Consider the following 22,780-nt stretch of genomic DNA (forward strand, 5'->3'; position numbering starts at 1 on the left):
AGAGAACCTCACGCTCGCGGTGATGGGCTGCGTCGTCAACGGCCCGGGCGAATCGCGCCACGCGAACATCGGCATTTCGCTGCCGGGCACGGGCGAAGCGCCGTCGGCGCCGGTGTTCGAGGATGGCGAGAAGACCGTGACCCTGCGCGGCGAGAACATCGCGCACGAGTTCGTGGCGCTCATCGACCAGTACGTCGAGCGCAAGTTCGGAGTCGGCGCCGCGCGTGGGGGCTGAATCTGGCGACAGCGCGGTCGCAAACGTCCTGCGCTACGGCGCGGGGCTCCTGCGCCGCCACGGCCTGCTGCTCGGGCTGGTGTTCGCCGGGTTGCTCCTGCCGTTGTGGGTCTTCGGCGAACTCGCCGACGAGATCCACGAGCAGGAAGCCATCGCGTTCGACGAGCCGATCCTCCGTTTCGCGCACGCCATGGCGCGCGAGGGATTCAACGAGTTCTTCGTGTTCGTTTCGAAGATCGGCTACGCCTGGGGCGTGGTGCCGTTCGACATCGCCTTCGTGCTGGTGCTGGCCGTGCTCCGGCGTTATCGCGAGGCGGTGTTCGCGGCGATCGCGCTGGGCGGTTCGGGCTTGCTCAACGTCGGCGCGAAGCTGTTCTTCGCACGCGACCGGCCGTCGCTGTGGGAGTCGATCGCGCCGGAAACCACGTACAGCTTCCCCAGCGGCCACGCGATGGGCTCGATGACGCTCGCCAGCGTGCTGGTGCTGCTGGCGTGGTCGACGCGCTGGCGCTGGCCGGTGATCGCGCTGATGGTGCCGTTCGTGGTCCTGGTCGGCCTGTCACGCGTGTATCTGGGCGTGCATTACCCGTCGGACATCGTGGCCGGCTGGGCGGTCGCGATGGCGTGGGTCGCCGTGGTCTTCCTCTCGGTGTATCGGGTGCACGGGCGGCCCTGGCGTCGGCGGACGATCGAGCCGGGTAACGCCTGACCGCATTCACTCGCCGGGCTTGGCGGCCTCGACTGGTGCCGTCGTCGCGTGTCTGCGCAGCAGCACGGCTTCTCGATGGGCGATGTAAGCGTTCGCGGCGAGGATGATGCCGGCGCCGATCCAGGTATAGACGTCGACGGACTCGTTGAACCAGAGCCATCCGACCAGCGCCACGAGCGGCAGCTGGATGAAGCTGATTGGCGTGAGCGCCGACACTTCGCCGAGTTTCAACGCATGCGTCCATAGCACCTGGCCGCCCGTGCCGAACAAACCGGCGCCGATGACCCAGAGCCACACGATGCCCTGCGGCCATTCCCACGCGAACAGCGCCGGAATCAGCGAGATCGGCACCCAGAAGAGGTAGGTGTAGAGCACGATCGTATTGGCGGCGTCCACGCGCGCCAGCTGCTTGATCTGGATCGCCACCACCGCGCTGAGTACCGCGGCGAGCAGGGCGATGAGCGTGCCCCCGGTGAATTCATGCGAGAACGGCCGCACGATCACCAGTACGCCGACGAAACCCGCGGCCACGGCGGCCCAGCGTCGCCCGCGCACGGTCTCGCCCAGCATCACCGCGGCCAGGATCGTGACGAACACCGGCGAGGAATACGACAGCGAGATCGCCTGCGCCAGCGGCAGGTGGCCGATGGCCCAGAAGCCGCACAGCATCGAGAAGATGCCGATCACGCAGCGCACGAAATAGCGCGGCAGCTGCTTCGTTCGCAACGCCGCCGGGTCCATGCGCATCACCAGCGGCAGCACGGTCATCAGGCCGAAGAAGTTGCGGAAGAACGCGATCTCCACCGTGCTGAGCGTGTGCGACGCGAGCCGGATCGCGATCGCCATCACGCCGAAGCATAAGGTGCTGGCCAGCATGAATCCCGCGGCGCGAAGCGGATGGGGCAGGGCTTCGCTCACCGTTGCAACTCCTTACCAGCTCGCGCCGACGATGCGCGGTTCGGGCTCGATGGATACCGCAAAGCGCGTGCGCACCGAGTCGGCGATGCGTCGTGCCAGCGTGAGCAATTCGTGGCCGCTGGCGTTGCCGTGGTTCACCAGCACAAGCGCGTGCGTGGGCGCGACACCGGCATCGCCGTCGCGATGGCCCTTCCAGCCGCTGGCGTCGATGAACCAGGCGGCCGAGAGCTTGCGCGTGTCCGGTCCGTTGCCGCGGAACACCGGCATGCCGGGATGTTCGGCTTGCAAGGCTTCTGCCTGCGCGACGGGGACGATGGGATTCTTGAAGAAACTGCCCGCGTTGCCGAGCACGGCCGGGTCGGGCAGCTTGCGGCGGCGTATCGCGATGACCGCCTGCGCCACATCGCGCGGCGTGGGCGAGGCGATGCCCATCGCGATGAGTTCGTCGCCGATGCCGGCGTAGTCCAGCTTCAGTGTCGGCGTGCGCGGCAGCGCGAATTCGACGGCGGTGACGATGAAGCGGTCGGGTTCGTGCTTGAACACGCTGTCGCGATAGGCGAATGCGCACTGCGCGGCGTCGAAGCGATGCACGCGGCCGGTGGCGGGTTCGAAGCTTTCGACGGCATGGATGAACTCGCGCACCTCGACGCCGTATGCGCCGATGTTCTGGATCGGTGCGGCGCCGACGGTGCCGGGAATCAGCGACAGGTTTTCCAGTCCCGCGAAGCCTTCGTCCAGCATGCGCATGACGAACCCGTGCCAGGCGACGCCGGCGTCCGCGCGCACGATGGCCATGTCGCCTTCGTCGCGCACGATGCGCACGTCCTGTCCGGTGAGCGCCAGCAGCGGGACGTCCGGATCGCCCGCGAACAACAGGTTGCTGCCGCCGCCAAGCACGAGCGGCGCGCGGCCGGCGAACTCGCTGCGTGCGAACAGGCCAGGCAGGGCGGTCGCATCGGCGACTTCCGCGAGCAGCGGCGCAGTGGCGGCGACGCCGAAGGTGTTGCGCGAACGAAGCGGCGCGCCGTGCAGCACGCGGATGGGGTCGGTCATGGGGACGTGCGTTCGCGGCTCATACGATCGGCGGCATGTTGCCGCGACTCGGGGCTTCCTTGCGGCGACGCATCGCTTCGACGCATTCCTTGATCAGCGCCGGCCCGCGATACACCAGGCCGGTGTAGCACTGCACCAACGTCGCGCCCGCGGCCATCTTCGCCGCGGCATCGGCGCCGGACAGGATGCCGCCCACGCCGATCATCGGAATCGACTCCGGCAGGCGCGTGCGCATCATGCGCAACACCGCGGTCGCCTGGCCGAGCAGCGGCTTTCCGGACAGCCCGCCCGCTTCGTTGGCCAGTGGCGAGCCTTCGATTCCCACGCGCGAGATCGTGGTGTTCGTGGCGATCACGCCATCCACATGCAGATCGCCCAATACGCGCGCGGCGGCCTCGACGTCGTTGTCGGTCAGGTCCGGCGCGATCTTCACCAGCATCGGCACGCGCCGGCCGTGGACGCCCGCAAGCCGTTCCTGCGCCTCGCGCAGCGTGCCGACAAGGCGCCGCAGCGCCTGCTCTTCCTGCAATTCGCGCAGACCCGCGGTATTGGGTGAGGAGATGTTGACCGTCACGTAGTCGGCGAGCGGATAGACGCGCTCCAGGCAGAACAGGTAGTCGTCCTCCGCCGAGTCGTTCGGCGTGTCCTTGTTCTTGCCGATGTTGATGCCGAGCAGGCCATGGCGCCGCTTCGCCCGCTCGACGTTACGCACCAGCACATCGACGCCGCCGTTGTTGAAGCCCAGCCGGTTGATGACGGCCTCGTGCTCCGGCAGCCGGAACATGCGCGGCTTCGGGTTGCCTTCCTGCGCACGCGGCGTGACGGTGCCGATCTCGACAAACCCGAACCCCAGCGCCATCAGCGCATCGATGTGCGCGCCGTTCTTGTCCAGACCTGCAGCCAGGCCGACCGGATTGGGGAACGTCAGTCCGAACGCACGCGTCGGCAGCGGCGTGGGACGCCGCGACAGCAGTGCGCCGGCACCGGTGCGGTACGCCACTTCCAGCGCGTTGAGCGCTGCGCCGTGCGCGGCTTCGGCGTCCAGGCCGAACAGGAAGGGGCGGGCGAGTCCGTACATTCAGTCAGCCTGGAGGGGGGCCTGGGTCGAGAACCGTATGCGGGTGTGAACGCGGGTGGACGGCAGCTCCTACAGGTCGAACTTGATGCCCTGCGCCAGCGGAAGTGCGTCGGAGTAGTTGATCGTGTTGGTCTGGCGGCGCATGTAGGCGCGCCAGGCGTCCGAACCCGATTCGCGACCGCCGCCGGTTTCCTTCTCGCCGCCGAACGCGCCGCCGATCTCCGCGCCACTGGTGCCGATGTTGACGTTGGCGATGCCGCAATCCGAGCCGGCCGCCGACAAAAATGCCTCGGCTGCCTTCAGGTTCTGCGTGAAGATCGCCGACGACAGGCCCTGCGGCACGTCGTTCTGCATGTGGATGGCGTCGGCCAGGTCACGGTACTTCATGACGTACAGGATCGGCGCGAAGGTCTCGTGCTGCACGATGTCCGCGTCGTTCGACAGCCCCGTCACGATGGCGGGGAGCACGAAGTTGCCGGCGCGCTCGATGGCGGCGCCACCGGTTTCAACCTTGCCGCCGGCGGCCTTGGCCTGTTCGATCGCGTCGAGGTAGGCCTGCACGGCGTCGCGGCTGTTGAGCGGACCCATGAGATTGGCCGGATCGGTCGGATCGCCGATCTTCTTCTCCACCTGCTTGTAGGCGGTGACGAGCTTGGCGAGGACGTCGTCGTAGATCGACTCGTGCACGAACAGGCGGCGCGTGGTGGTGCAGCGCTGGCCCGCGGTGCCGACGGCGCCGAAGACGATTGCCGGAATGGCGAGCTTCAGGTCGGCCGTGGGGTCGACGATGATCGCGTTGTTGCCACCCAGCTCCAGCAGCGAGCGGCCCATGCGGCGCGCGACGCGCTCGCCGACGATGCGGCCGACCTTGGTAGAACCCGTGAAGCTGATCAGCGGGATGCGCTTGTCGTCGACGAAGCTGGAGGCGAGCTCGGTTCCGGCGTCGTTGAACAAGAAGAAGATGTCCGGGAAACCGCCGGCCTTCAGCGCCTCGTTGCAGATCTTCATCGATGCGACGGCCGACAGCGGCGTCTTCGGCGAGGGCTTCCAGATCGTGATGTCGCCGCAGATCGCCGCGATGAAGGAGTTCCAGGCCCACACCGCGACCGGGAAGTTGAACGCCGAGATCACGCCGACGAGACCGAGCGGATGCCACTGCTCGTACATGCGGTGGCCGGGGCGCTCGGAATGCATGGTCAGGCCGTAAAGCTGGCGCGACAGACCGACGGCGAAGTCGCCGATGTCGATCATTTCCTGCACTTCGCCGTCGCCTTCCGGCTTGGACTTGCCCATTTCCAGCGCGACCAGCGAGCCGAGGGCATCCTTGTGCCTGCGCAGTGCGTCGGCGCACAGGCGGATCGCCTCGCCGCGACGCGGGGCCGGGGTGGTGCGCCACACCTTGAAGGCGGCCTGGGCGCGCTCGACGATGGTGTCGTAATCGGACTGCGACGACGCGTGGACCTTCGCCAGCACCTCCCCGTTGGTCGGGTTCACCGACTCGAGCACGCCCGCATCGCGGGTGCCGGACCACTCGCCGTTGCCGAGATAGGTACCGGATTCGGCGGCGTTCAGGCCAAGGGCGGTGAGGACGGGGTGGGTCATGGCGGCTCCCTTTACTGCGACAGTGGCGGCCCCGACACGATTCGAACGTGCGACCTGTCCCTTAGGAGGGGACCGCTCTATCCAGCTGAGCTACGGGGCCATGAGGCGGGCATTTTCGCATGAACGCGTGCGGATCGGGCCGGGAAGGCGCCCGATCCAGCGTCGGAAAAGCCTGCGAATCGCCGTAAGCGCCGTGATCCCCGGCCGTTCGTGGCGACCGCTCGATGACGCCGCAGCGTCAGCCGTCTTCGCCGAGGTCCGGATTCACCGGATCGTGCTGGCCCTTCGCCACTACCGTCGTCGCGGTGAGATCGCCGGTGACGTTGCCCAGCGTCGCGAAGACGTCCGGAATCGTGTCCAGCGCCAGCAGCAGGCCGAGCGGCTCGACCGGCAGGCCGAGCGCCTGCGTCACCGGCATGTTGGTCGCCATGAAGCTGACCTGGCCGGGCAGTCCCACGGAGCCCATGCTGATGACCACTGCCAGCGCCGCCGCGGCGGCCCATTGCGCGATGCTCAGGTCCACGCCGTAGGCCCACGCGATGAACGCCGCCACGCCCATGTACTGGATCGGGCTGGTGATGCGGAACAGCGACACCGCCATCGGCAGCACCAGCGAGGTCACGCTGAGCGGGTGGCCCAGGCGCTCGCGCGAGGATTCGATCATCGCCGGGAGCGATGCCAGCGAGGACTGCGTGCTGGCCGCGACGACCTGCGCGGGCGCGATCGCCGCCGCGAAACGGCGCAGGCGCTCGCCGCCGGCGATGATCGCGATGGGGTACATCAGCGCTGTCGCCAGCAGGTACATCGTGCAGAGGATGGCGATGTACCAGCCGAACGCGCCGATCATGCCGTGGCCCACGCGGGCGCACACGGCCAGCACCAGCGCGAACACGCCGATGGGCGCCACCCACAGCACCCAGTGCACGATGACGATCATCACGTCGGCGATGCCCTGGATCAGTTCGAGCACGCGGGCGCGGCGGCCGGCCTCGATCCTGGTCAGGCCGAAGCCGAAGAACAGCGCGAACACCACCAGCGGCAGCATCGCGCTCGACGCCGCGGCGGCCAGTGCGTTGGCGGGGATGATCCCGGCGAACCATTCGGCCAGCGAGCTTGGCAGCGACAGTTGCGCCGCGCCGGCAGTGGCGGCTCGCAGCGATTCGGCCAAGCCCTCCTGTCGCGGCACGAACGAGAACAGGATGGGCGCCACCGTCGCGGCGAACGCGGCGCAGACGGCCAGGATCACCACGAAGGTGATGATCGCCTTGCGCGCGGTGCGGCCGGAAGCCGCGGCGTCCGTCGCGTTGTTCACGCCGATCACCACCAGCGCCGCGACCAGCGGCACCACGGTCATCTGCAGGGCGTTGAGCCAGAGGCGGCCGACCGGTTGCACGAAATCGGCGACCTTGCCGGCCAGTACCGGGTCGATCCACGCGAGCGACAGGCCGATGGCGGCGCCGAGGAAGAGTCCGAGGAGTACGCGGGCGGTGTTCGACATCGGGGATCGGGTTTCCGGGTCTGTGCGTCGAGGCCCATCCTCGCGCAGCCGCGCAGAGGATGGCATGGGGCGCGACATTTTCAGTGCAGCGGCGTCGGCGCGGGGAGATCCCACGCCGCATGCAGACGTTCCAGTTCGTTATCGGGCAATAACGCGAACACGGGTTTACGGCGCGGGTCGAGCCATGCCAGCAGCTCGCGCATCGCCGCTTCCGGCATCGCGGTGCAACCCGCCGTGGGCTCGCCCGGGGCGCGCCACAGGTGGGCGAAGATGCAGCTGCCCGCGCCGCTGCGGTTGCCCGGGTTGTGCTCGATCACGAAGCCGAGCTTGTAGCGGACGTCGCCGCCGGCGTGGAGGTCGCGGCGCATCGGCTCGCTCGACCCTTCGACGGCAGCGTCGCCAACCTGCCTGGCGTCGACGATGCGGTTGTAGAGCGGCGAGGCGGGCACGTCGATGCACCAGTCCGATGCGCTCATCCCCTGGTAGGGCCAGGCCGTCGAGGCCGTGTCGGCATAGCCGAAGGCCGTGCCGATGCGGAACACGCCCGCCGGCGCGCGACCGTCGCCTTCCTGTTTCTGCGGCGCGTCGGGTTGCGCGGGATGAAGCCCGACGCCCCACGCCGAACCGCTGCGGCCTACGGTAATCGGCGTCGGCTCGCCTGCTTCACGCCACTGACCGCCATGGCGCTCGTAGCGGCGCAGCGTGCCGGTCGTGGCGTTCCAGTCGGCGGTGGTGACCAGTACGAGTTGTTGCGCGTCCTTCCACGGCGTCGTCGCAACGGGCCCGGAGCCCAGGCCTGCGCAAGCCGTGAGTGCCGCGAGCGCGACGAGGGCGTAGCTGCGAACGAATGCCGCCATCTGCATGAAGAACCCCGGATCAGTGATCGAGCAGATCCTGCATGCGCTCGAAGTTGAAGTCGAGCTGGAGGCGGCGTTCCTCGCTCGCATCGCACAGCAGGACGAAGATGAGGTCGAGCAGGTGCTGCAGCGCGGATTGATACAGCAGCGGCTCGATGTGCCGTCGCTCGTCGTGCGCCGACACCAGCAGCGCGGCATCGCCATGCGCGCGCAGCGGATTGGGCGTGTGGCGCGTTACCGTGACGACACGCCCGACGCGCTCGCGGAAGAGATGGCTGATCTGGCACAGCGTCGGCTGCCGGCCGTGCTCGGAGAACACCATCAGCACATCGCCCGGCGCGGCGCTGGAAACACCGGCCTGCATCAAAATCGCATCGACGTAGTGCACCGTGACGATGCCGAGCATCGACAGCCGCGTGGCGAACGCGCGCGCCGGGATGCCGTCCTCGCCCAGGCCGATGATGAAGACCTTGCCGGCCTGCAGTATCGCGTGCGCGATCGCGTCGATGTTCTCCGGCGGATTGATCAGGCGCGTTTCGGCCTCAGCCAGCGCCTTCAGGTGCCATAGGTCTTCGGCCAGCGCAGCGTGCGGATCGTCCGCGCGCGTTTCGCGACTGGTCCCGCCGTCGTCCGCGCCATCGCCGCGCGCGACCGCTTGGCCGATCGAGTACTTGAGGTCCGGATAGCCCTTGAAACCAAGCTTCTGGCTGAACTTCACCACGCTCGACTGACTGATGCCCAGTGCATTGGCGAGCTGCTGCGACGAGTAGTCGCGCAGCAGGTGGGAGTTCTCGAGCAGGAAATCCGCGATGCGGCGTTCGATCGCCGACATCTGGTCGCGTTCGGAGCGGATCTTCAGCAGCGGCGACATGCGGACTCCGGATCCGAAGGGACGTCAGTTTGGCAGCATTTCCAGCCCGCGGATCTCGCGGATGCCCAAGCCCGGCGCGTCGGTGACGGAGATCTCCGACTCGTTGAAGAGCACGCCCCCATCGACCGGGTTGAACGCAGAAAGCGAAGGTCCATCGAGGTCGACCTTGGTGATCGCATTGGACTTCGCCACCGCCAAATGCACTGCCGCCGCCACGCTGATGCTGCTTTCGAGCATGCAGCCGATCATGCATTCCACTTCGTACAGCGCCGCTATGTCGGCGATACGGATCGCGTTCGACAGACCGCCGGTCTTCATCAGCTTGATGTTGATGATGTCCGCCGCGCGCATGCGGATGAGGTCGATCACTTCCTTCGGGCCGAACACGCTTTCGTCGGCCATGATCGGCGTGTGCACACGTTCGGTGACGTACTTCATGCCGTCCAGGTCCTGCGCCTTCACCGGTTGTTCCACCAGCTCCAGCCGCACGCCGGCGTCTTCGAGCATGTTGATCGCGTGCACGGCCTGCTTGGCGGTCCAGCCCTGGTTCGCGTCCAGGCGGAGCAGGGCGCGCCCTTCGACCGCGGCGTAGATGGCCTTCACGCGTTCGATGTCGACGCCGATGTCCTTGCCGACCTTGATCTTCAGCGACTCGAAACCGCGCTCCACCGCGCTGAGCGAATCGGCGACCATCTTCTCGATGTAGTCCACGCTGATGGTGATGTCGGTGGTGATCACCGGATCGCCGCCGCCGAGCATTTTGTACAGCGGCACGCCGTACAGCTGGCCGAACAGGTCGTACACCGCGATTTCCACCGCCGCCTTCGCGCTGGTGTTCTTCTCCAGCGCGGTCTGGATCAGCTGCGTGATGCGGTTGAGGTTCGCGATTTCCTGGCCGATCAGGCGCGGTGCGATGAACTTGTTGATGGCCTCGACGATGGAGCCGTGCGTGTCGCCGGTGATGACCGCTGTCGCCGGCGCTTCGCCATAGCCGACGTGACCGGTGTCGGTATGCACGCAGACGATGATGTCCTCGATCGCCTCGACCGTGCGCAGCGCGGTCTTGAAAGGCGTTTTCAGCGGGACGCGCAACATGCCGAACCGGATCTGCGTGATCTTCATTCTTGTCGTTCTGGAATGTGGGGGCGGGTGTGCGGCGGATCGCGGCTTACGGCCGGATGCGCTGGATGTTGGTGATGCGATCGACGAACGTCTGCTTGCCGTTGAACAGCAGCGGCGTGAGCGGCGAAACGGTGACGCCGTTGGTCTTCGCGCGAACGGTCTGGCCGTCGGATCCGGCGAAACTGAGGCCGGTGGTGTCGTGGATGACGTACGGCTCGCCGTCGAGGTTGCCGATCACCATCATCACGTGGCCCGGGATGTAGACCAGGTCGCCGACCTGCAGTTCGCGCACGATGGCCATCCGCTTGGCATGGCTGTCCTTCTCGTTGAACGCGATGCGGTTGAGTGCTGGACTGACCGCCTGGTCGCTGGTGTTGCGCGGCAGCTGCACGCCCATGCTGCGGTAGATCTCGGAGACGAAGCCGCTGCAATCGCGCGCGTTGTAACTGTGGCCCCAGCCGTAGCGCTCGCCGAGGAACTTGAATCCTTGTTGGATCAGGTTGCGGGGCGTCAGCGCCAGCGGCGCGTCAGCCGTCGGTTCGCGACGCGGCAGCAGCGCGGGCGCGAATCTCAGCGAGCCATCGTCGTTGCGCACTGGCAGTTCGACGACGTGCGAGGTGTAGCCGTGCTGGCCGTTCACCGCCTTGCCGACAGGCCAGTCGGCGATGACCGGAACGCGCACGCCCATGTCGAGCTGGAGTTCGGAAACACCGGGTTCCTCGGGCGTGTACACGGTCGTCGCGCGCGCGCCGGTGACGATGCGGAATGGGGTGCGCTTGCCATAGGCCAGCACGTCGTCGCGACGGCCTTCGGCGACCAAGCGTTTTTCTATCCACGCTGCATAACGCGTGTTGACCACGAACAGCCACTGGCCGTCGCGGCTTTCGTGCACGATCGCCACCGGATCGCCCGGGAACAGGCCACTTTCCTGGAAGCGGTCGATATCGTGGTCGTCGTTGGAACTGAACACCCGTGTGCGCGTCGGGAACGTGCGCAGGTCGGCGCGATGCACGACCAGCCCGAAGCGCGTCGGCTGGGAGGCGGGAATCGCCGCGAGGTTGACGTTGTCGACGATTGCGTCCAGGTCCGCGTTCGCGGTCGTCCGGCCGCGCTCGTCGTAAAGCGTGCGCGTCGGGCGCTTCGACAAGCCTTCGATCCATGCCGCAACGCGGGCGCGGTCGAGCGACGCCGGCAGCGCGTCGAGATCGAACATGCTGTCGTCCAGCTGCATCAGCTTCGCGTTCTGCGCGGCGATGGCCTGCGCGTCGAGGATCACGCGATCCGGCTCGCTTTGCCGCGCGACCCACCACGACGGATCGAGCTGGGCCTGTTCGACACCGACGACGCCGGTATCGGCCGGAATGCTCCAGTTGCGCTCGTACGCGTGGGCCGAGGAAAGCAGGCCGATCGAGAGCAGCGATGCGAAGAGGACGGTGCGAAGGCGCATGGAGCGGAATCCGTGAACGGCCGGGCGAGGGCCTGCAGACAAGAGCGGGGCGGTGCCGGCGAGTTCCGGCATCGGGCTGGCGGAACGCGGCGCGACATGGGTCATATCGCGGCCGAAGGCCAGAGCGTCCTCGATCATCGCGTCCCCCTCATGAGCCGCCGTACGGGCAGCGGGCCGGTTCAGGAGAATAGATACTTCATTCGATCTGATAGTCAAGAATAAATTATTGACCGGGTACTCCACTCATGTTACACAGCGATGAAACGCCTCTCATGAGTGGCCCGCGTGGACGATCTTCGGTTACCGCTTCGATCGCCAATGCCCCGGACGCGCCGCCGGCACGTCTTGCTCGCCGCCGTCCTTGCGCTGGGCGCGATCGCCGCGACCGATGCCGCTATTTCATCCACCGATCCCTTGCCCGCGGTTGTCGCTGACATCGACGCGGGCGACTTCCGCGGCGCTACCTCGCAGATCGATGCGGCACTCGCGAAGGCGGGCATCGACGACAGGACCCGCGCCGACCTCGAATTCCAGCGCGAGCGGATGCGCCGCATCCGGCTCGATTTCACGCTGTCCGCCGACCAGGCGCGCGCGAAGCTTCGCGACTCGATTCCCGATCTACGCGAGGACGAATTCCAGCGCTGGACGAAGGCCAACCTGCTCGAGCACATGGTGATCGACGGAACGCCCTGGTACTTCAACCGTTCCGTGTCGAACCTGTTCCGCGTGAGCCCGGAGGCGATGGCGCGCCGCGCGACGCCGTTCCCGCGCAACGACGGGCCGATGGAGAACGCCAACGCCTACCACGACGAGGCCGTCGCCGAGGCGAAGCGCACCGGGAAAAGCAGCGTCGCGCCACGACGCATCCACGTGACGCAATCGATCACGGTGAATGCCGATGCGGTGCCGGCAGGCGAGACGGTGCGTGCATGGATTCCGTATCCGCGCGCATTGCCGGGCCGGCAGGAAGACATCCGCTTCCTGTCGAGCGCGCCGGCGAAGCACCAGATCGCGCCCGAGCCGACGCTGCAGCGCACCGTGTACCTCGAAAAACCGGCGGTGGCGGGACAGCCGACGACGTTCTCGATCGACTACGAACTGACGATCTTCGGCGAGCACCACGTCATTGATCCCGCCAAGGTGACGCCGCTCGGCGATCGTCCCGACCTCGCCCCGTACCTGGCGCAGCGCCCGCCGCACATCGTGTTCACCGATGAAATGCGCGCGTTCTCGAAGAAGGTCGTCGGGGACGAAAAGAATCCGTATCGCATCGCGCAGAAGCTCTTCCAGGCGGTCGACGACATTCCCTGGGGCGGCGCGCGCGAATATTCGACGATCACCAACATCAGCGATTACGCGCTGCGCGGAAATCATGCCGACTGCGGCCAGCAGACATTGCTGCTGATGACGCTGCTGCGCCTGAACGGCATTCCGTCGCGCTGGCAGTCGGGCATGGTCTATTCCGACGGTACCTACGACAACCTGCACGACTGGGGCGCGCTGTACCTGGCGCCGTACGGCTGGGTGCCGATGGACGTGACGACCGGCCAGTTCAAGGGCGCGCGCGATCCGGAAGTGGAGTGGTTCTACCTCGGCGGCCTGGATGCCTACCGGATCGCCTTCAACGACGACATCAGCACGGACTTCGTGCCGGCCAAGCAGCACGTCCGGTCGGAGACCGTGGATTCGCAACGCGGCGAAGTGGAGTGGGCAGGGGGCAACCTCTACTTCGACCAGTGGGATTACAGCTTTGCAGCAAAGGTACTGCCCGCCGGCGGGACGTCGCGCTAGCGCGTCGCGCATCACCTTCACCGTGGAGAGGGGACATGAAGAGCATGGGGTTTCGTAGGACCGCGTTGTGCATGGCGTTGGGCGTCTGCCTGACGTCGGCGTTGTCGTTGAATCAGGCGCACGCCGCCAACACGGACGGTTCGCTGGTCGGTCGCACCGCGCCGAACGCCGAAGTCACGGTGCGCAATCCGGCCACCGGGTTCGTGCGCACGGTGCGCGCGGACGATTCGGGCAATTACCGCTTTCCGTTCCTCCCGGTGGGCGAATACCAGGTCGAAGTGGTCGCTGACGGACAGGCGCTGTCGCAACCGGCGCAGACGACCATCAGCCTGGGCAACGCGACGACGCTGAACATCGCCGCCGGCGGCTCGGCGACTGACCTGGCGGCGGTGCAGGTGATCGGCTCGCGCGTCGTGTCCGCGGTCGACGTGACCTCGACCGAGATCGCGACCAACATTAGCCGCGAGGAAGTGGCGCGGTTGCCGGTGCAGCGCGACATCATCGACGTGGCGACGCTCGCACCGGGCGTGAATCGCGGCGAGTTCGGCGGCATCTCGTTCGGCGGTTCGTCGGTGGCGGAGAACACCGTCTACATCAACGGCCTGAACGTCACCGACTTCTACAACCGCGTCGGCTTCTCTTCGTTGCCGTTCTCGTTCCTGGAGGAGTTCCAGATCAAGACCGGCGGTTATTCGGTGGAATACGGCCGCAGCACGGGCGGCGTGATCAACGCCGTGACGCGTCGCGGCACGAACGAGTTCCACGCCGGCGCCGACATCGTGATCGACGGCCTGTGGCAGGGCAACGGCCGGAACTACGCGCCGACGCTCTACACGCGCTGGGACGATTCCGACGAGAACAACTATTCCGTCTGGGGCTCGGGCGCGCTGATCAAGGACCGCCTGTTCTTCTTCGGCATCTATGAGAAGCGCGACCTCGACTCGCAGAACACCGACGATGGCGGCGGAAACTTCTTCGAGAACCACGGCGACAACGACTTCTGGGGCGCGAAGGTCGACTGGCAGATCAACGACGCCAACCTGCTGGAAGTGTTCGGCTTCTCCGACAAGAACGACACCACGCAGGACGTGTTCGGTTTCGATGCGGACGCCGGCACGCGCGGCGACTTCCGCAACCGCATCATCAACAAGACCGGTGGCGACAACTGGGCCGCGACGTACACCGGCTACTTCACCGACACGTTCTCGATGAAGGCGATGTACGGCGAAAACGAGCGCTCGGCCTCGGCGATCGGCGTCAACGACGACCGCTGCAGCCTCGTGCAGGACCAGCGCGTCAACACCTCCTTCATCGGCTGCACCAGCAACACCTCGGTGATCGACCGCACCGACACGCGCGAGGCGATGCGCCTTGATTTCGAGTGGAACCTGGGCGACCACCTGCTGCGTTTCGGCGCCGACCACGAGAACAACACGTCCGACTACAGCAGCCGCTATCCGGGCGACGGACTGCGTTACGAAGTGAACAATGCCGGCGCGCGCGTCAACGGCGTGACGGTGCCCGCGGGCACCGTGTACGTCCGCACGCGCCAGGTCGCCAACCAGGGCACGTTCGAGACCGAGAACGAGGCCTACTACATCGAGGACAACTGGAACGTCACGCCGAACCTGCTGCTGAACCTCGGCGTGCGCATCGAGAGCTTCGACAACAAGGACGCGGCGGGCAACAGCTACATCAAGCTCAACGACATGATCGCGCCGCGCTTCGGGTTCTCGTGGGATCTGAACGGCGATGGCCGCTCGAAGGTGTTCGGCAACGCCGGCCGTTACTTCCTGCCGGTGGCGAACGTCATCAACATCAAGCAGGCCGGTCCGTTCCTCGACGCCCGCCGGTTCTACTTCTGGGACGGCACCTTCGCCTCTGGCGACAACCCGATCCCGGGCCTGGGCGCGGAGATCGGTACCGTCGACGATTCGCAGGGCGACGGCAGCGTGGCCGACTTCCGCGGCGAGGTCGACAAGGACATGGATCCGGTCTACCAGGACGAGTTCATCCTCGGCTTCCAGCAGATGCTGGGCGAGAAGTGGTCGTGGGGCGTGAGCGGCACCTATCGCAAGATGCACAACGCGATCGACGACATGGAAGTGGTCAACAGCTGTGGCGACAGCGGCTTCGTGATGGCCAATCCGGGCAAGGACCTGACCTACTACACGGACACCGACTGCGACGGCGAAAGCGATGGCTTCGTCACCATCGACACCTCGCAGACGGGTTGGGAACTGCGCGACGGCACGATGATCGGCTGGGAAAACCCGAAGCGCACCTATCGCGCCATCGAACTGCAGCTCGACCGCGCATGGGACGACAAGTGGGCATTCAACGCGACCTATGTCTGGTCGATGAGCAAGGGCAACTATGAGGGCCCGGTGAATTCGGACACCGACTTCGCCGACTCCGGCCGCACCGAGGCCTTCGACAATCCGTTCGTCGAGATTGGCGGTTACGGCTACCTGCCCAACGACCATCGTCATCAGATCAAGCTGCGCGGCAACTACGCCATCACCGACAACTGGACCATCGGCGCCACGCTGGATGCGGCGTCGGGTCGCCCGATGAGCGAGTACGGCGCGGGTAACCCGTACGACGACAACGAGTTCCTGACGCACTACATCTGCGAAAGCGATCCGAGCCTGTGCTACACCGACCAGGGCCAGTGGCGCCTGTCGCGTCGCGGTGCGTACGACACGCTGCCGTGGACGTACAACCTCGGCCTCAGCGTGGCCTACAACACCACGCTCGGCCCGGTGAAGCTCAACGCCAAGTTCGCCGTCTACAACGTGCTCAACGAGCAGACGGTGATCGAGCGCAACGAAACGCTGCAGGAAGAGGAGGGCGTGGGCCTGATGAATCCGTTCTTCGGCAACCCGACCGCGTTCCAGGCACCGCGCAACGCGCAGTTCATCCTGTCGCTGAGCTATTGATGTCCCTCGAGCGGCGGGCGGCCTTGTGCCGTCCGCCGTCTTTTTTTGGCCTACGCAAGGGTCCTGCCTTGTCGAACTTCCTTCCGGGCGAGCTGGACGCGATCGCGCGCCAGATCCAGACACCGTTCTACGCCTATTCGGCGCAGATGATCCGTGACCGCATCGCGAGCCTGCACGGCGCTTTCCGCGGGCTCGACGTACGCATCTGCTATGCCGTCAAGGCCAACTCGAACATCGCGATACTCCAGCTGATGGCGCAGCACGGCGTCGGCGCGGACATCGTGTCGCTCGGCGAGATGCAGCGCAGTTTGAAGGCCGGCATTCCCGCCGAACGCATCGTGTTTTCCGGCGTCGGCAAGACGGCCGACGAGATCGACGCCGCACTTTCGGCCGGCGTGTGGCGGTTCAACGTCGAGTCGGCCGACGAACTGCATCTTCTGCAGCACAGGGCACAGTCGCGCGGCGTGTGCGCGCGGGCAGCCGTACGTATCAATCCGGACGTCGATGCCCGCACGCACGCGAAGATCTCGACCGGCAAGGCCGAGAACAAGTTCGGCGTGTCCATCGACGAGGCCCGGCGGTGGTTCGCCGAATGCGCCGCGCTCGATCACGTGCAGCTGGACGGGCTGCACGCGCATATCGGTTCGCAGATCCTCGATCTCGAACCATTCCGGCAGGCGCTGCAGCGGGTGGAAGCGTTTCGCCGCGAACTGGTGCAGTCGGGCCATGCGATCGCGAGTGTCGACATCGGCGGCGGCCTGGGCGTCACGTATCGCCCCGGCGGCGACATGCCCGTGGACATCGCCGATTACGCATCGCTGGTGCGCGCAACGTTCGCCGGCTTCAAGGGCACGCTGGCACTGGAGCCCGGGCGCTGGCTCGTCGCCGAAGCGGGCGTGCTGGTGACGCGGGCGATCCGGGTGAAGCACGGCACCGATCGCCAATTCCTCGTCGTCGATGCCGCGATGAACGATCTGCTTCGTCCCTCGCTATACGATGCGTGGCACGAGATCGTGCCGATGCACGGCCGCAACGAGCCGGACGTCGCCTACGACGTGGTCGGCCCGGTGTGCGAGACCGGCGACACCTTCGCCCAGGGACGGGTGCTGGCGCGCTGCGAGGCGGGCGACCTGTTGATGATCGCCGGTGCCGGCGCGTACGGTGCGTCGATGGGGTCCACCTACAATTCCCGGCCGCTGCCGCCGGAAGTGCTGCTCGACGACGGCCGCTACGCCATCATCAGGCGGCGCCAGACGATCACGGAGATGATGGCCGGTGAACAGTTCCCGCAGGCATGGCATGAGACCTGACCGCATCCTCGCCATCGCGTTCTCGCTATGCGTGGCATGGCTACCTGGCTCGGGCGCTGCGGCGGAAGCGCCGGCCGACCGGAAGGCCGTGGACGCGATTTTCGACGAGGTGTTCTCGCGATACCACTTGCCTGGACTGGCGCTGGGCATCGTCGAGGACGGACGCGTCGTGTATTCGCGCACCGCGGGCGAACTCGTGGAAGGCGAGGGCGACAGGATCGACTCGAAGACGCTCTTCAAGGTCGCGTCGAATACCAAGTCGATGACGACCGCCACGCTCGCGCGACTGGTCGACGCCGGCAAACTGCGTTGGGACGATCCGGTGACCCGATGGATCCCGGACTTCCGCATGCACGACGCGTGGGTCGGCCGCGAGATGCAGGTGCGCGACCTGTTGATCCACAACAGCGGCCTGCGCGCGGGCGCCGGCGATCTGATGCTGTGGCCCGAACCGAACACGTTCACGCGCGCGGACATCATCCACGGGCTCGGCTATCTGGAGCCGTATCGCAGCTTCCGCTCGGGCTACGACTACGACAACCTGATGTACATCGTTGCGGGCGAAGTAGCCGCGGCGGCAGGTGGCTCGCCGTACGAGGCGCTCGTGCGGCGCGAAGTGTTCGAGCCCCTCGGCATGACACGCTGTCAGGTGGGGCAGTGGAGTCGCATCGAAGTCGGCAACGTCGCGCAGCCGCACCGGCGCGAAGGCGGACGCAATGTGCCCGTGCGCAGCGACGGCGACATCATCCCTGCGACCACGATGGACCCGGCCGGCGGCGTGCGGTGCAGCCTCGACGACATGCTGCGCTGGACCGCGAACTGGCTGAAGCCGGACGCGAAGAATGAAGCGTGGCTTTCGCAGGAACAACGCCAGGCGCTGTGGGCGCCGCAGATGCCGATGCCGGTATCGAAACGCATGCGTGAATGGGATCGCAGCCATTTTTCCGCGTACGGCTACGGCTGGCGGCTCGCCGACGTGGACGGCGTGTTCAAGGTCGCGCACACAGGCACGCTGATGGGCATGTATTCGGCGGTGACGATGCTGCCCGACAAGGGCGCGGGCTTCGTCATCCTGATCAATGGCGAAGGCGAGGACGCACGCACCGTGCTGACGCAGGTGCTGGTGAAGCGCTACACGTCCGGCGCCCCGGCGCTGTCGGTCGCGCATTACGCGGGCCTCATCGACAAGGAGGACGCCGCACGCCCGGTCAGCGAACAGGCGCCGGATACCTCACGTCGTCGCCGAGCGACCGTGAAGGAGCTTTCGCCGAAACTGGGCACGTATCGCGACCCGTGGTTCGGCGAGGCGACGCTGTGCCGCGACAGCGATGCGGTTCGTTTCCGCGCGAGCAAGTCGCCCCTGCTGGATGGCGTCGTGCAGCGCGTCGGCAAGCGTTGGCTCATCGACTGGGGCGATCCTAGCGTCGACGCCGAAGCCTGGCTCGATCTCGACGGCAGTGGCATGCGGCTGGCAAAGGTCGATCCGCAGGCCGATTTCAGCTACGACTACGAAGACCTGGCGTTCGAACGCGTGGGAGCGTGCCCCTGATGCGGTCGCTGGCGCACGTCGTGTCCGCACTTTGCCTGCTCGCGTTCGCAGGTTGCGCAACGCGCGCGCGGATGGATGTTTCGCCGGCAACGACGCCGGATTCAGCAGGTCTTGTCGATATCCGCACGCTCGTCCCCGACATCGACCTCGATATCCGCTATGCCGGACGGAACAACTTCACCGGCGCGATCGTGGACGGCTACGGCGCGCCTCGTTGTTATCTGCTGGAACCGGCGGCGAAAGCGATCCAGCGCGCCGAAACCGCGCTGCGTTCGCAGGGTTATCGCCTTCGCATCTTCGACTGCTATCGGCCCGCGCGTGCGGTGCGTGCGTTCGTCGCGTGGGCCAACAATCCCGACGAAAGCACGAAGGCGCGCTTCTATCCCGCACTGGACAAGCGCGCATTGCTGGGCGAGTACATCTCGCCGACGTCCGGCCACAGCCGTGGCGCGACGATCGACCTGACGCTGATGCGTTGCGGCGCTCCAAGTTCATGTGCGCCGCTGGACATGGGCACCGATTTCGACTTCTTCGATACGCTCGCCAACACCGATTCGCCGCGCGTCACGCCGGAACAGCGGGCCAATCGCGATCGCCTGCGCGACGCGATGCGGCAGGCGGGGCTGCGCAACTATCCGATGGAATGGTGGCACTTCACGCTCGACCCCGAACCCGCACCGAAGACCTTCTTCGACGTGCCGATCGAGTGAGTGCTCAGTTCGTCGCGGCCTCGCGCATCGCCAGCGCGCCGATCTTCTTCGCCGTCTCGTAAGGCTCCGGATCGTCGCGATTGGTGAGCACCACGACGGTCAGGTGGCGTTTCGGCCAGCGCACGATCACGTTGCGGAAGCCGATGGTTTCGCCCGAATGCCAGAGCGTTTCGCCGGTGATTCGCCATCCGAAGCCGTATTCGACCTGCGGATCGTCCGTCGGCGTGGCGGGCGTGAACGCCTGGCGCAGCACGCTCGACGGCAGCAGCCGCTCGTCGTAGAGGGCGGCGTCCCACTTGCTCAGGTCATCGAGGGACGAATAGATGCCGCCATCGCCAAGCACGGCGCTGGTGGTGCTCTGGTCGGTGCGCATCCACGCCCCGTTCTCCAGGCTGTAACCGTAGGCGCGATTCGGCACCTCGGAGACGCCGGCCTCGTACGCGACCGTGTCGTTCATTCCCAGCGGCTGGAAGATGCGGTCGTGCAGGAATCGCGCGTAACGCTGCGCGGAGGCGCGTTCGACAATCTGCGCGAGCAGCGCATAACCGCTGTTGCTGTAGCGGTATCCGGTGCCGGGCGCGAAGTAGGTGCGGTCCTGCGACTGCAGGAGCGTGAGCACGTCGGCGTCGTGCACCTGCCGCGTGTCGGCGGGATCCATCACGTCTTCGTAATCGATCAGGCCGGAGGTGTGCGTGAGCAGGTGGCGGATCGTGATGCCGTCCGCTGCGGCAGGCAGGCCGGGCAGGTAGCGCTTGATCGAATCGTCGAGTTTCAGCCGACCGTCCTCGACGAGCAGCAGCACCGAAGCGGCAGTGAATTGCTTGCTCACCGACGCGAGGCGGTAATTCGTCTGCGGCGAGGCTTCGACGTGTCGTTCCAGATCCGCCATGCCATACGAGCGGCGCACGAGCGGCTGGCCGTCGCGTACGACGAGCACGCTGGCGCCGGGTACGTCGCCCTGGTAGTCGCGCATCAGCGCGTCGATTTCGTGCTGCATTCGCGTCCCTCCGCTCGCGCAACCGGCGAGGAGCAGGACGGCGCCCGTGAGCCAGTGATGTATGCGCATCGACGGATGGTAGCGGCAGCGGGCCGCGGTGTGCGAGGCTGCGAAGCGGGTTGCGGTCATGCCGCACAGGGAACGATGCGGCGGGACGGTGCCGCATATCGCGAGGGGAACGATGAACGCAATGAAGGCGTGCGCCGGCGCACTGGTGTTGTTGGCCGGTGTCGGCGTGTGGAAAACCTACATCGACAGCGGCCGCGTGGATCCCGGCGCATGGGTCGCCGAGCACACCGGCTCGGCAGGCGACGCTGGCGGCATAAGCACGCAGGGGTTCAAGTCGATCCCGATGCCCGACGGCGTGCCGTCGCGCGGGGTGATCGTGTTTGCGCCGCAACACTGCACGTCGGACGCCGCACGTCGCACCGAGGAACTGGTGCGCCACCTGTCCAGGCAGGGCATCGCCTACGTGCGAACGGACCACGCGAGCTACAACAGCCTGACCTCCCCAGAGGAAGCCACGCGCGTGACTTCGGTGATGAACGGGCCGGTGCCGATCGTCTATGTCAACGGGAAGGCGAAAGCGAACCCGACGCCGCAGGAAGTGGTGACCGAATTCCGCGGGAAGAAAGCCGGCTGAGGCACTGCGCGCGCGTTTCGAACCCCGAAAAGCAGAACAGCGCGTGACGCCTGAGGCGTTACGCGCTGTTCTGGCTGGATGAGTGGTGGAGCGGAGGAGGATCGAACTCCCGACCTTCGCATTGCGAACGCGACGCTCTCCCAGCTGAGCTACCGCCCCACGAAGGGCAAATTCTAGCGGGCGAGGCGGCGGCACGCTAGCCCCTGATCCGGCAACGGGCCTCGAAGTCGGCGATTGGCTGCATGGGCCGACGATTGCTCAGCCCAAAGCAGCGCCGTAGCCGTCAGGACGCCTGCAGCAGTGGGGCCAGTCCCGGCTCGAGCGCGCGGCGTCGCCAGCCGGCGAGCGCTTCGGGCCACTCGCCCTGGTCCATCAGCACTTCGAGCCAGCGTCGCGAGGCGAGCACGCCGTCAGGCAGGCCCAGTTCGGCACTGCGCGCGGCGACGGCATCCTGCAGCTTGCGAAGGCGCTGCTTGTCGCGCTGTTCGGACTGCACGGCATCGGGCGCGTCTTCCTCGTCGGGCAGCGGCGTGGTCAGCGCCGACCAGAGCGCGTCGGCGAGGCGGCGCGGCGATTTCGGAATCGCATCGAGCGTGCGCTGCAGCCCAGCGCGATCGATCGGCGGCGTGCGCGCGAGCGTGACGGCCAGTTCGTTGTCGAGGATCCAGCTGCGTGGGCGATCGTTGTCGCGCGCGTAAACGTCGCGCCAGCGCAGCAGCCGCAACAGGCGCAGCTGCGCCGGGCGATCGAGGAACTGCGCGCTGCGCATCGTCGCGTGCGGCCAGCGCTCGGGCGCTTCGTTCTCGGCGTTCTGCACGGTGCGCGCGGCGTCTTCGGCCAGCCATTCGCGGCGATCGAGTTCGCGGAGTTTGCGGTCGAGCTGGTCGTGCATTTCGAACAGGTGGCGCACGTCGTCGGCCGCATATTCCAGCTGCGACGGCGAGAGCGGACGACGCAGCCAGTCCGAACGCGTCTCGCCTTTGGCAAGGGCGATGCCGGTGAGCTGTTCGACCAGCTTCTGGTAACCCAGGCCGCCGCCGATGCCCGCCAGCGCTGCGGCAAGCTGCGTGTCGAACAGCGGTTTGGGCACGACCTTGCAGGCGTGCTTGAAGGCGACGAGATCTTCGCTCGGGCTGTGCATGACTTTGACGATCGATTCGTCGGCGAGGACGGGCGTCAACGCCTCCAGCATGCCCGGCACGAGTGGATCGATCAGCAGGATGTCCGGTTCGCCGTCGGCATCGCCGATCGCGATCTGCACCAGCGCCAGTTGCGGCCAGTAGGTGCGTTCGCGGATGAATTCGGTGTCCAGGCCGATGCGCGCGGGCTTCGATGCGAAGCGGGCCCGCAATGCGGCGGGGTCTGTGATCCAGGCGACGGGCATGTCAGCGATGCATGGCGAGTGGTCGGCGGTTGCCGGGGCGGGCGACAATAGCCTACTTTCGGGG

At 66.7% G+C, this 22,780-nt stretch carries 18 protein-coding genes, 2 tRNA genes and 1 pseudogene; 8 read left to right on the forward strand and 13 right to left on the reverse strand.

What is annotated here, in order from left to right; all coding sequences use genetic code 11:
• Together ispG and DX912_RS16820 are read left to right on the forward strand one after the other, a co-directional pair.
• Positions 1-235: pseudogene (ispG, locus tag DX912_RS16815) on the forward strand (flavodoxin-dependent (E)-4-hydroxy-3-methylbut-2-enyl-diphosphate synthase); the annotation flags it as partial.
• Positions 225-944, forward strand: a complete 720-nt coding sequence (locus DX912_RS16820) for a phosphatase PAP2 family protein (RefSeq protein WP_425477965.1) — start codon at positions 225-227, stop codon at positions 942-944. The pseudogene ispG and the gene DX912_RS16820, both read left to right, overlap by 11 nt.
• 6 nt (positions 945-950) lie before the next feature.
• On the opposite strand, the gene DX912_RS16825 is transcribed toward DX912_RS16820, so the two are convergent.
• From DX912_RS16825 to DX912_RS16870, 10 genes are all read right to left on the reverse strand, one after another.
• Complete coding sequence (locus DX912_RS16825; RefSeq protein ID WP_115844637.1) at positions 951-1,820, reverse strand: DMT family transporter; 870 nt, start codon at positions 1,818-1,820, stop codon at positions 951-953.
• Positions 1,821-1,874: 54 nt separating this feature from the next.
• Positions 1,875-2,915: a UDP-N-acetylmuramate dehydrogenase gene (gene murB / locus DX912_RS16830; protein ID WP_115844464.1), complete on the reverse strand. Its 1,041-nt coding sequence runs from the start codon at positions 2,913-2,915 to the stop codon at positions 1,875-1,877.
• A 19-nt stretch (positions 2,916-2,934) separates the two neighbouring features.
• A complete protein-coding gene (locus DX912_RS16835; protein ID WP_115844467.1) occupies positions 2,935-3,993 on the reverse strand; it encodes a quinone-dependent dihydroorotate dehydrogenase in 1,059 nt (352 codons plus the stop codon).
• A gap of 69 nt (positions 3,994-4,062) precedes the next feature.
• Entirely contained in the window at positions 4,063-5,595 is a 1,533-nt protein-coding gene (gene amaB, locus DX912_RS16840) for an L-piperidine-6-carboxylate dehydrogenase (RefSeq protein WP_115844470.1), read from the reverse strand.
• 23 nt (positions 5,596-5,618) lie between these two features.
• A tRNA-Arg gene (locus DX912_RS16845) sits at positions 5,619-5,695 on the reverse strand.
• A 138-nt stretch (positions 5,696-5,833) separates the two neighbouring features.
• Positions 5,834-7,093 (reverse strand): dicarboxylate/amino acid:cation symporter, encoded by a 1,260-nt coding sequence (locus DX912_RS16850; RefSeq protein WP_115844472.1) that lies wholly within the window; start codon positions 7,091-7,093, stop codon positions 5,834-5,836.
• Positions 7,094-7,173: 80 nt separating this feature from the next.
• Complete coding sequence (locus DX912_RS16855; protein ID WP_115844475.1) at positions 7,174-7,956, reverse strand: L,D-transpeptidase family protein; 783 nt, start codon at positions 7,954-7,956, stop codon at positions 7,174-7,176.
• Positions 7,957-7,969: 13 nt separating this feature from the next.
• Positions 7,970-8,821: a MurR/RpiR family transcriptional regulator gene (locus DX912_RS16860; protein ID WP_115844478.1), complete on the reverse strand. Its 852-nt coding sequence runs from the start codon at positions 8,819-8,821 to the stop codon at positions 7,970-7,972.
• Between the two features lie 24 nt (positions 8,822-8,845).
• Positions 8,846-9,943: a dipeptide epimerase gene (locus DX912_RS16865; protein WP_115844481.1), complete on the reverse strand. Its 1,098-nt coding sequence runs from the start codon at positions 9,941-9,943 to the stop codon at positions 8,846-8,848.
• A 46-nt stretch (positions 9,944-9,989) separates the two neighbouring features.
• Positions 9,990-11,390, reverse strand: coding sequence for a C40 family peptidase (locus tag DX912_RS16870; RefSeq protein WP_115844484.1), 1,401 nt, complete (start codon positions 11,388-11,390; stop codon positions 9,990-9,992).
• Positions 11,391-11,708: 318 nt separating this feature from the next.
• Between DX912_RS16870 and DX912_RS16875 the strand changes: the two genes are divergently transcribed.
• The 5 genes from DX912_RS16875 to DX912_RS16895 all read left to right on the forward strand — a co-directional run bounded on the left by DX912_RS16875 (position 11,709) and on the right by DX912_RS16895 (position 19,692).
• Entirely contained in the window at positions 11,709-13,181 is a 1,473-nt protein-coding gene (locus DX912_RS16875) for a transglutaminase-like domain-containing protein (protein ID WP_115844487.1), read from the forward strand.
• A gap of 71 nt (positions 13,182-13,252) precedes the next feature.
• Complete coding sequence (locus DX912_RS16880) at positions 13,253-16,123, forward strand: TonB-dependent receptor (RefSeq protein ID WP_483308157.1); 2,871 nt, start codon at positions 13,253-13,255, stop codon at positions 16,121-16,123.
• 68 nt (positions 16,124-16,191) lie between these two features.
• Entirely contained in the window at positions 16,192-17,433 is a 1,242-nt protein-coding gene (gene lysA, locus DX912_RS16885; protein ID WP_233433633.1) for a diaminopimelate decarboxylase, read from the forward strand.
• Entirely contained in the window at positions 17,423-18,982 is a 1,560-nt protein-coding gene (locus DX912_RS16890; RefSeq protein WP_115844496.1) for a serine hydrolase, read from the forward strand. The genes lysA and DX912_RS16890 overlap by 11 nt, the downstream gene beginning before the upstream one ends.
• Positions 18,982-19,692, forward strand: coding sequence for a M15 family metallopeptidase (locus DX912_RS16895; protein ID WP_115844499.1), 711 nt, complete (start codon positions 18,982-18,984; stop codon positions 19,690-19,692). The genes DX912_RS16890 and DX912_RS16895 overlap by 1 nt, the downstream gene beginning before the upstream one ends.
• A gap of 4 nt (positions 19,693-19,696) precedes the next feature.
• Here DX912_RS16895 and DX912_RS16900 read toward each other — a convergent pair whose 3' ends face one another.
• Positions 19,697-20,689, reverse strand: a complete 993-nt coding sequence (locus tag DX912_RS16900) for a serine hydrolase domain-containing protein (RefSeq protein ID WP_233433634.1) — start codon at positions 20,687-20,689, stop codon at positions 19,697-19,699.
• 181 nt (positions 20,690-20,870) lie between these two features.
• On the opposite strand from DX912_RS16900, the gene DX912_RS16905 reads away from it, so the two are divergent.
• Positions 20,871-21,332, forward strand: coding sequence for a hypothetical protein (locus DX912_RS16905; protein WP_147298668.1), 462 nt, complete (start codon positions 20,871-20,873; stop codon positions 21,330-21,332).
• An 83-nt stretch (positions 21,333-21,415) separates the two neighbouring features.
• Here the strand turns inward: DX912_RS16905 and DX912_RS16910 are convergent.
• Together DX912_RS16910 and rnd are read right to left on the reverse strand one after the other, a co-directional pair.
• Positions 21,416-21,491 (reverse strand) — tRNA-Ala (locus DX912_RS16910).
• Positions 21,492-21,615: 124 nt separating this feature from the next.
• Positions 21,616-22,716 (reverse strand): ribonuclease D, encoded by a 1,101-nt coding sequence (gene rnd / locus DX912_RS16915; RefSeq protein ID WP_115844506.1) that lies wholly within the window; start codon positions 22,714-22,716, stop codon positions 21,616-21,618.
• Between the last annotated feature and the right edge of the window lie 64 nt (positions 22,717-22,780).

The sequence above is a fragment of the Lysobacter soli genome, from assembly GCF_003382285.1.
GTDB classification, from domain to species: domain Bacteria; phylum Pseudomonadota; class Gammaproteobacteria; order Xanthomonadales; family Xanthomonadaceae; genus Lysobacter_J; species Lysobacter_J soli.

Coding starts and splice junctions, on each gene's coding strand:
- DX912_RS16825 (WP_115844637.1), bottom strand. CDS start 1,820: ATGCTGGCCAGCACCTTATGCTTCGGCGTGATGGCGATCGCGATCCGG.
- murB (WP_115844464.1), bottom strand. CDS start 2,915: ATGACCGACCCCATCCGCGTGCTGCACGGCGCGCCGCTTCGTTCGCGC.
- DX912_RS16835 (WP_115844467.1), bottom strand. CDS start 3,993: ATGTACGGACTCGCCCGCCCCTTCCTGTTCGGCCTGGACGCCGAAGCC.
- amaB (WP_115844470.1), bottom strand. CDS start 5,595: ATGACCCACCCCGTCCTCACCGCCCTTGGCCTGAACGCCGCCGAATCC.
- DX912_RS16850 (WP_115844472.1), bottom strand. CDS start 7,093: ATGTCGAACACCGCCCGCGTACTCCTCGGACTCTTCCTCGGCGCCGCC.
- DX912_RS16855 (WP_115844475.1), bottom strand. CDS start 7,956: ATGCAGATGGCGGCATTCGTTCGCAGCTACGCCCTCGTCGCGCTCGCG.
- DX912_RS16860 (WP_115844478.1), bottom strand. CDS start 8,821: ATGTCGCCGCTGCTGAAGATCCGCTCCGAACGCGACCAGATGTCGGCG.
- DX912_RS16865 (WP_115844481.1), bottom strand. CDS start 9,943: ATGAAGATCACGCAGATCCGGTTCGGCATGTTGCGCGTCCCGCTGAAA.
- DX912_RS16870 (WP_115844484.1), bottom strand. CDS start 11,390: ATGCGCCTTCGCACCGTCCTCTTCGCATCGCTGCTCTCGATCGGCCTG.
- DX912_RS16875 (WP_115844487.1), top strand. CDS start 11,709: ATGCCCCGGACGCGCCGCCGGCACGTCTTGCTCGCCGCCGTCCTTGCG.
- DX912_RS16880 (WP_483308157.1), top strand. CDS start 13,253: ATGGCGTTGGGCGTCTGCCTGACGTCGGCGTTGTCGTTGAATCAGGCG.
- DX912_RS16890 (WP_115844496.1), top strand. CDS start 17,423: ATGAGACCTGACCGCATCCTCGCCATCGCGTTCTCGCTATGCGTGGCA.
- DX912_RS16895 (WP_115844499.1), top strand. CDS start 18,982: ATGCGGTCGCTGGCGCACGTCGTGTCCGCACTTTGCCTGCTCGCGTTC.
- DX912_RS16900 (WP_233433634.1), bottom strand. CDS start 20,689: ATGCAGCACGAAATCGACGCGCTGATGCGCGACTACCAGGGCGACGTA.
- DX912_RS16905 (WP_147298668.1), top strand. CDS start 20,871: ATGAACGCAATGAAGGCGTGCGCCGGCGCACTGGTGTTGTTGGCCGGT.
- rnd (WP_115844506.1), bottom strand. CDS start 22,716: ATGCCCGTCGCCTGGATCACAGACCCCGCCGCATTGCGGGCCCGCTTC.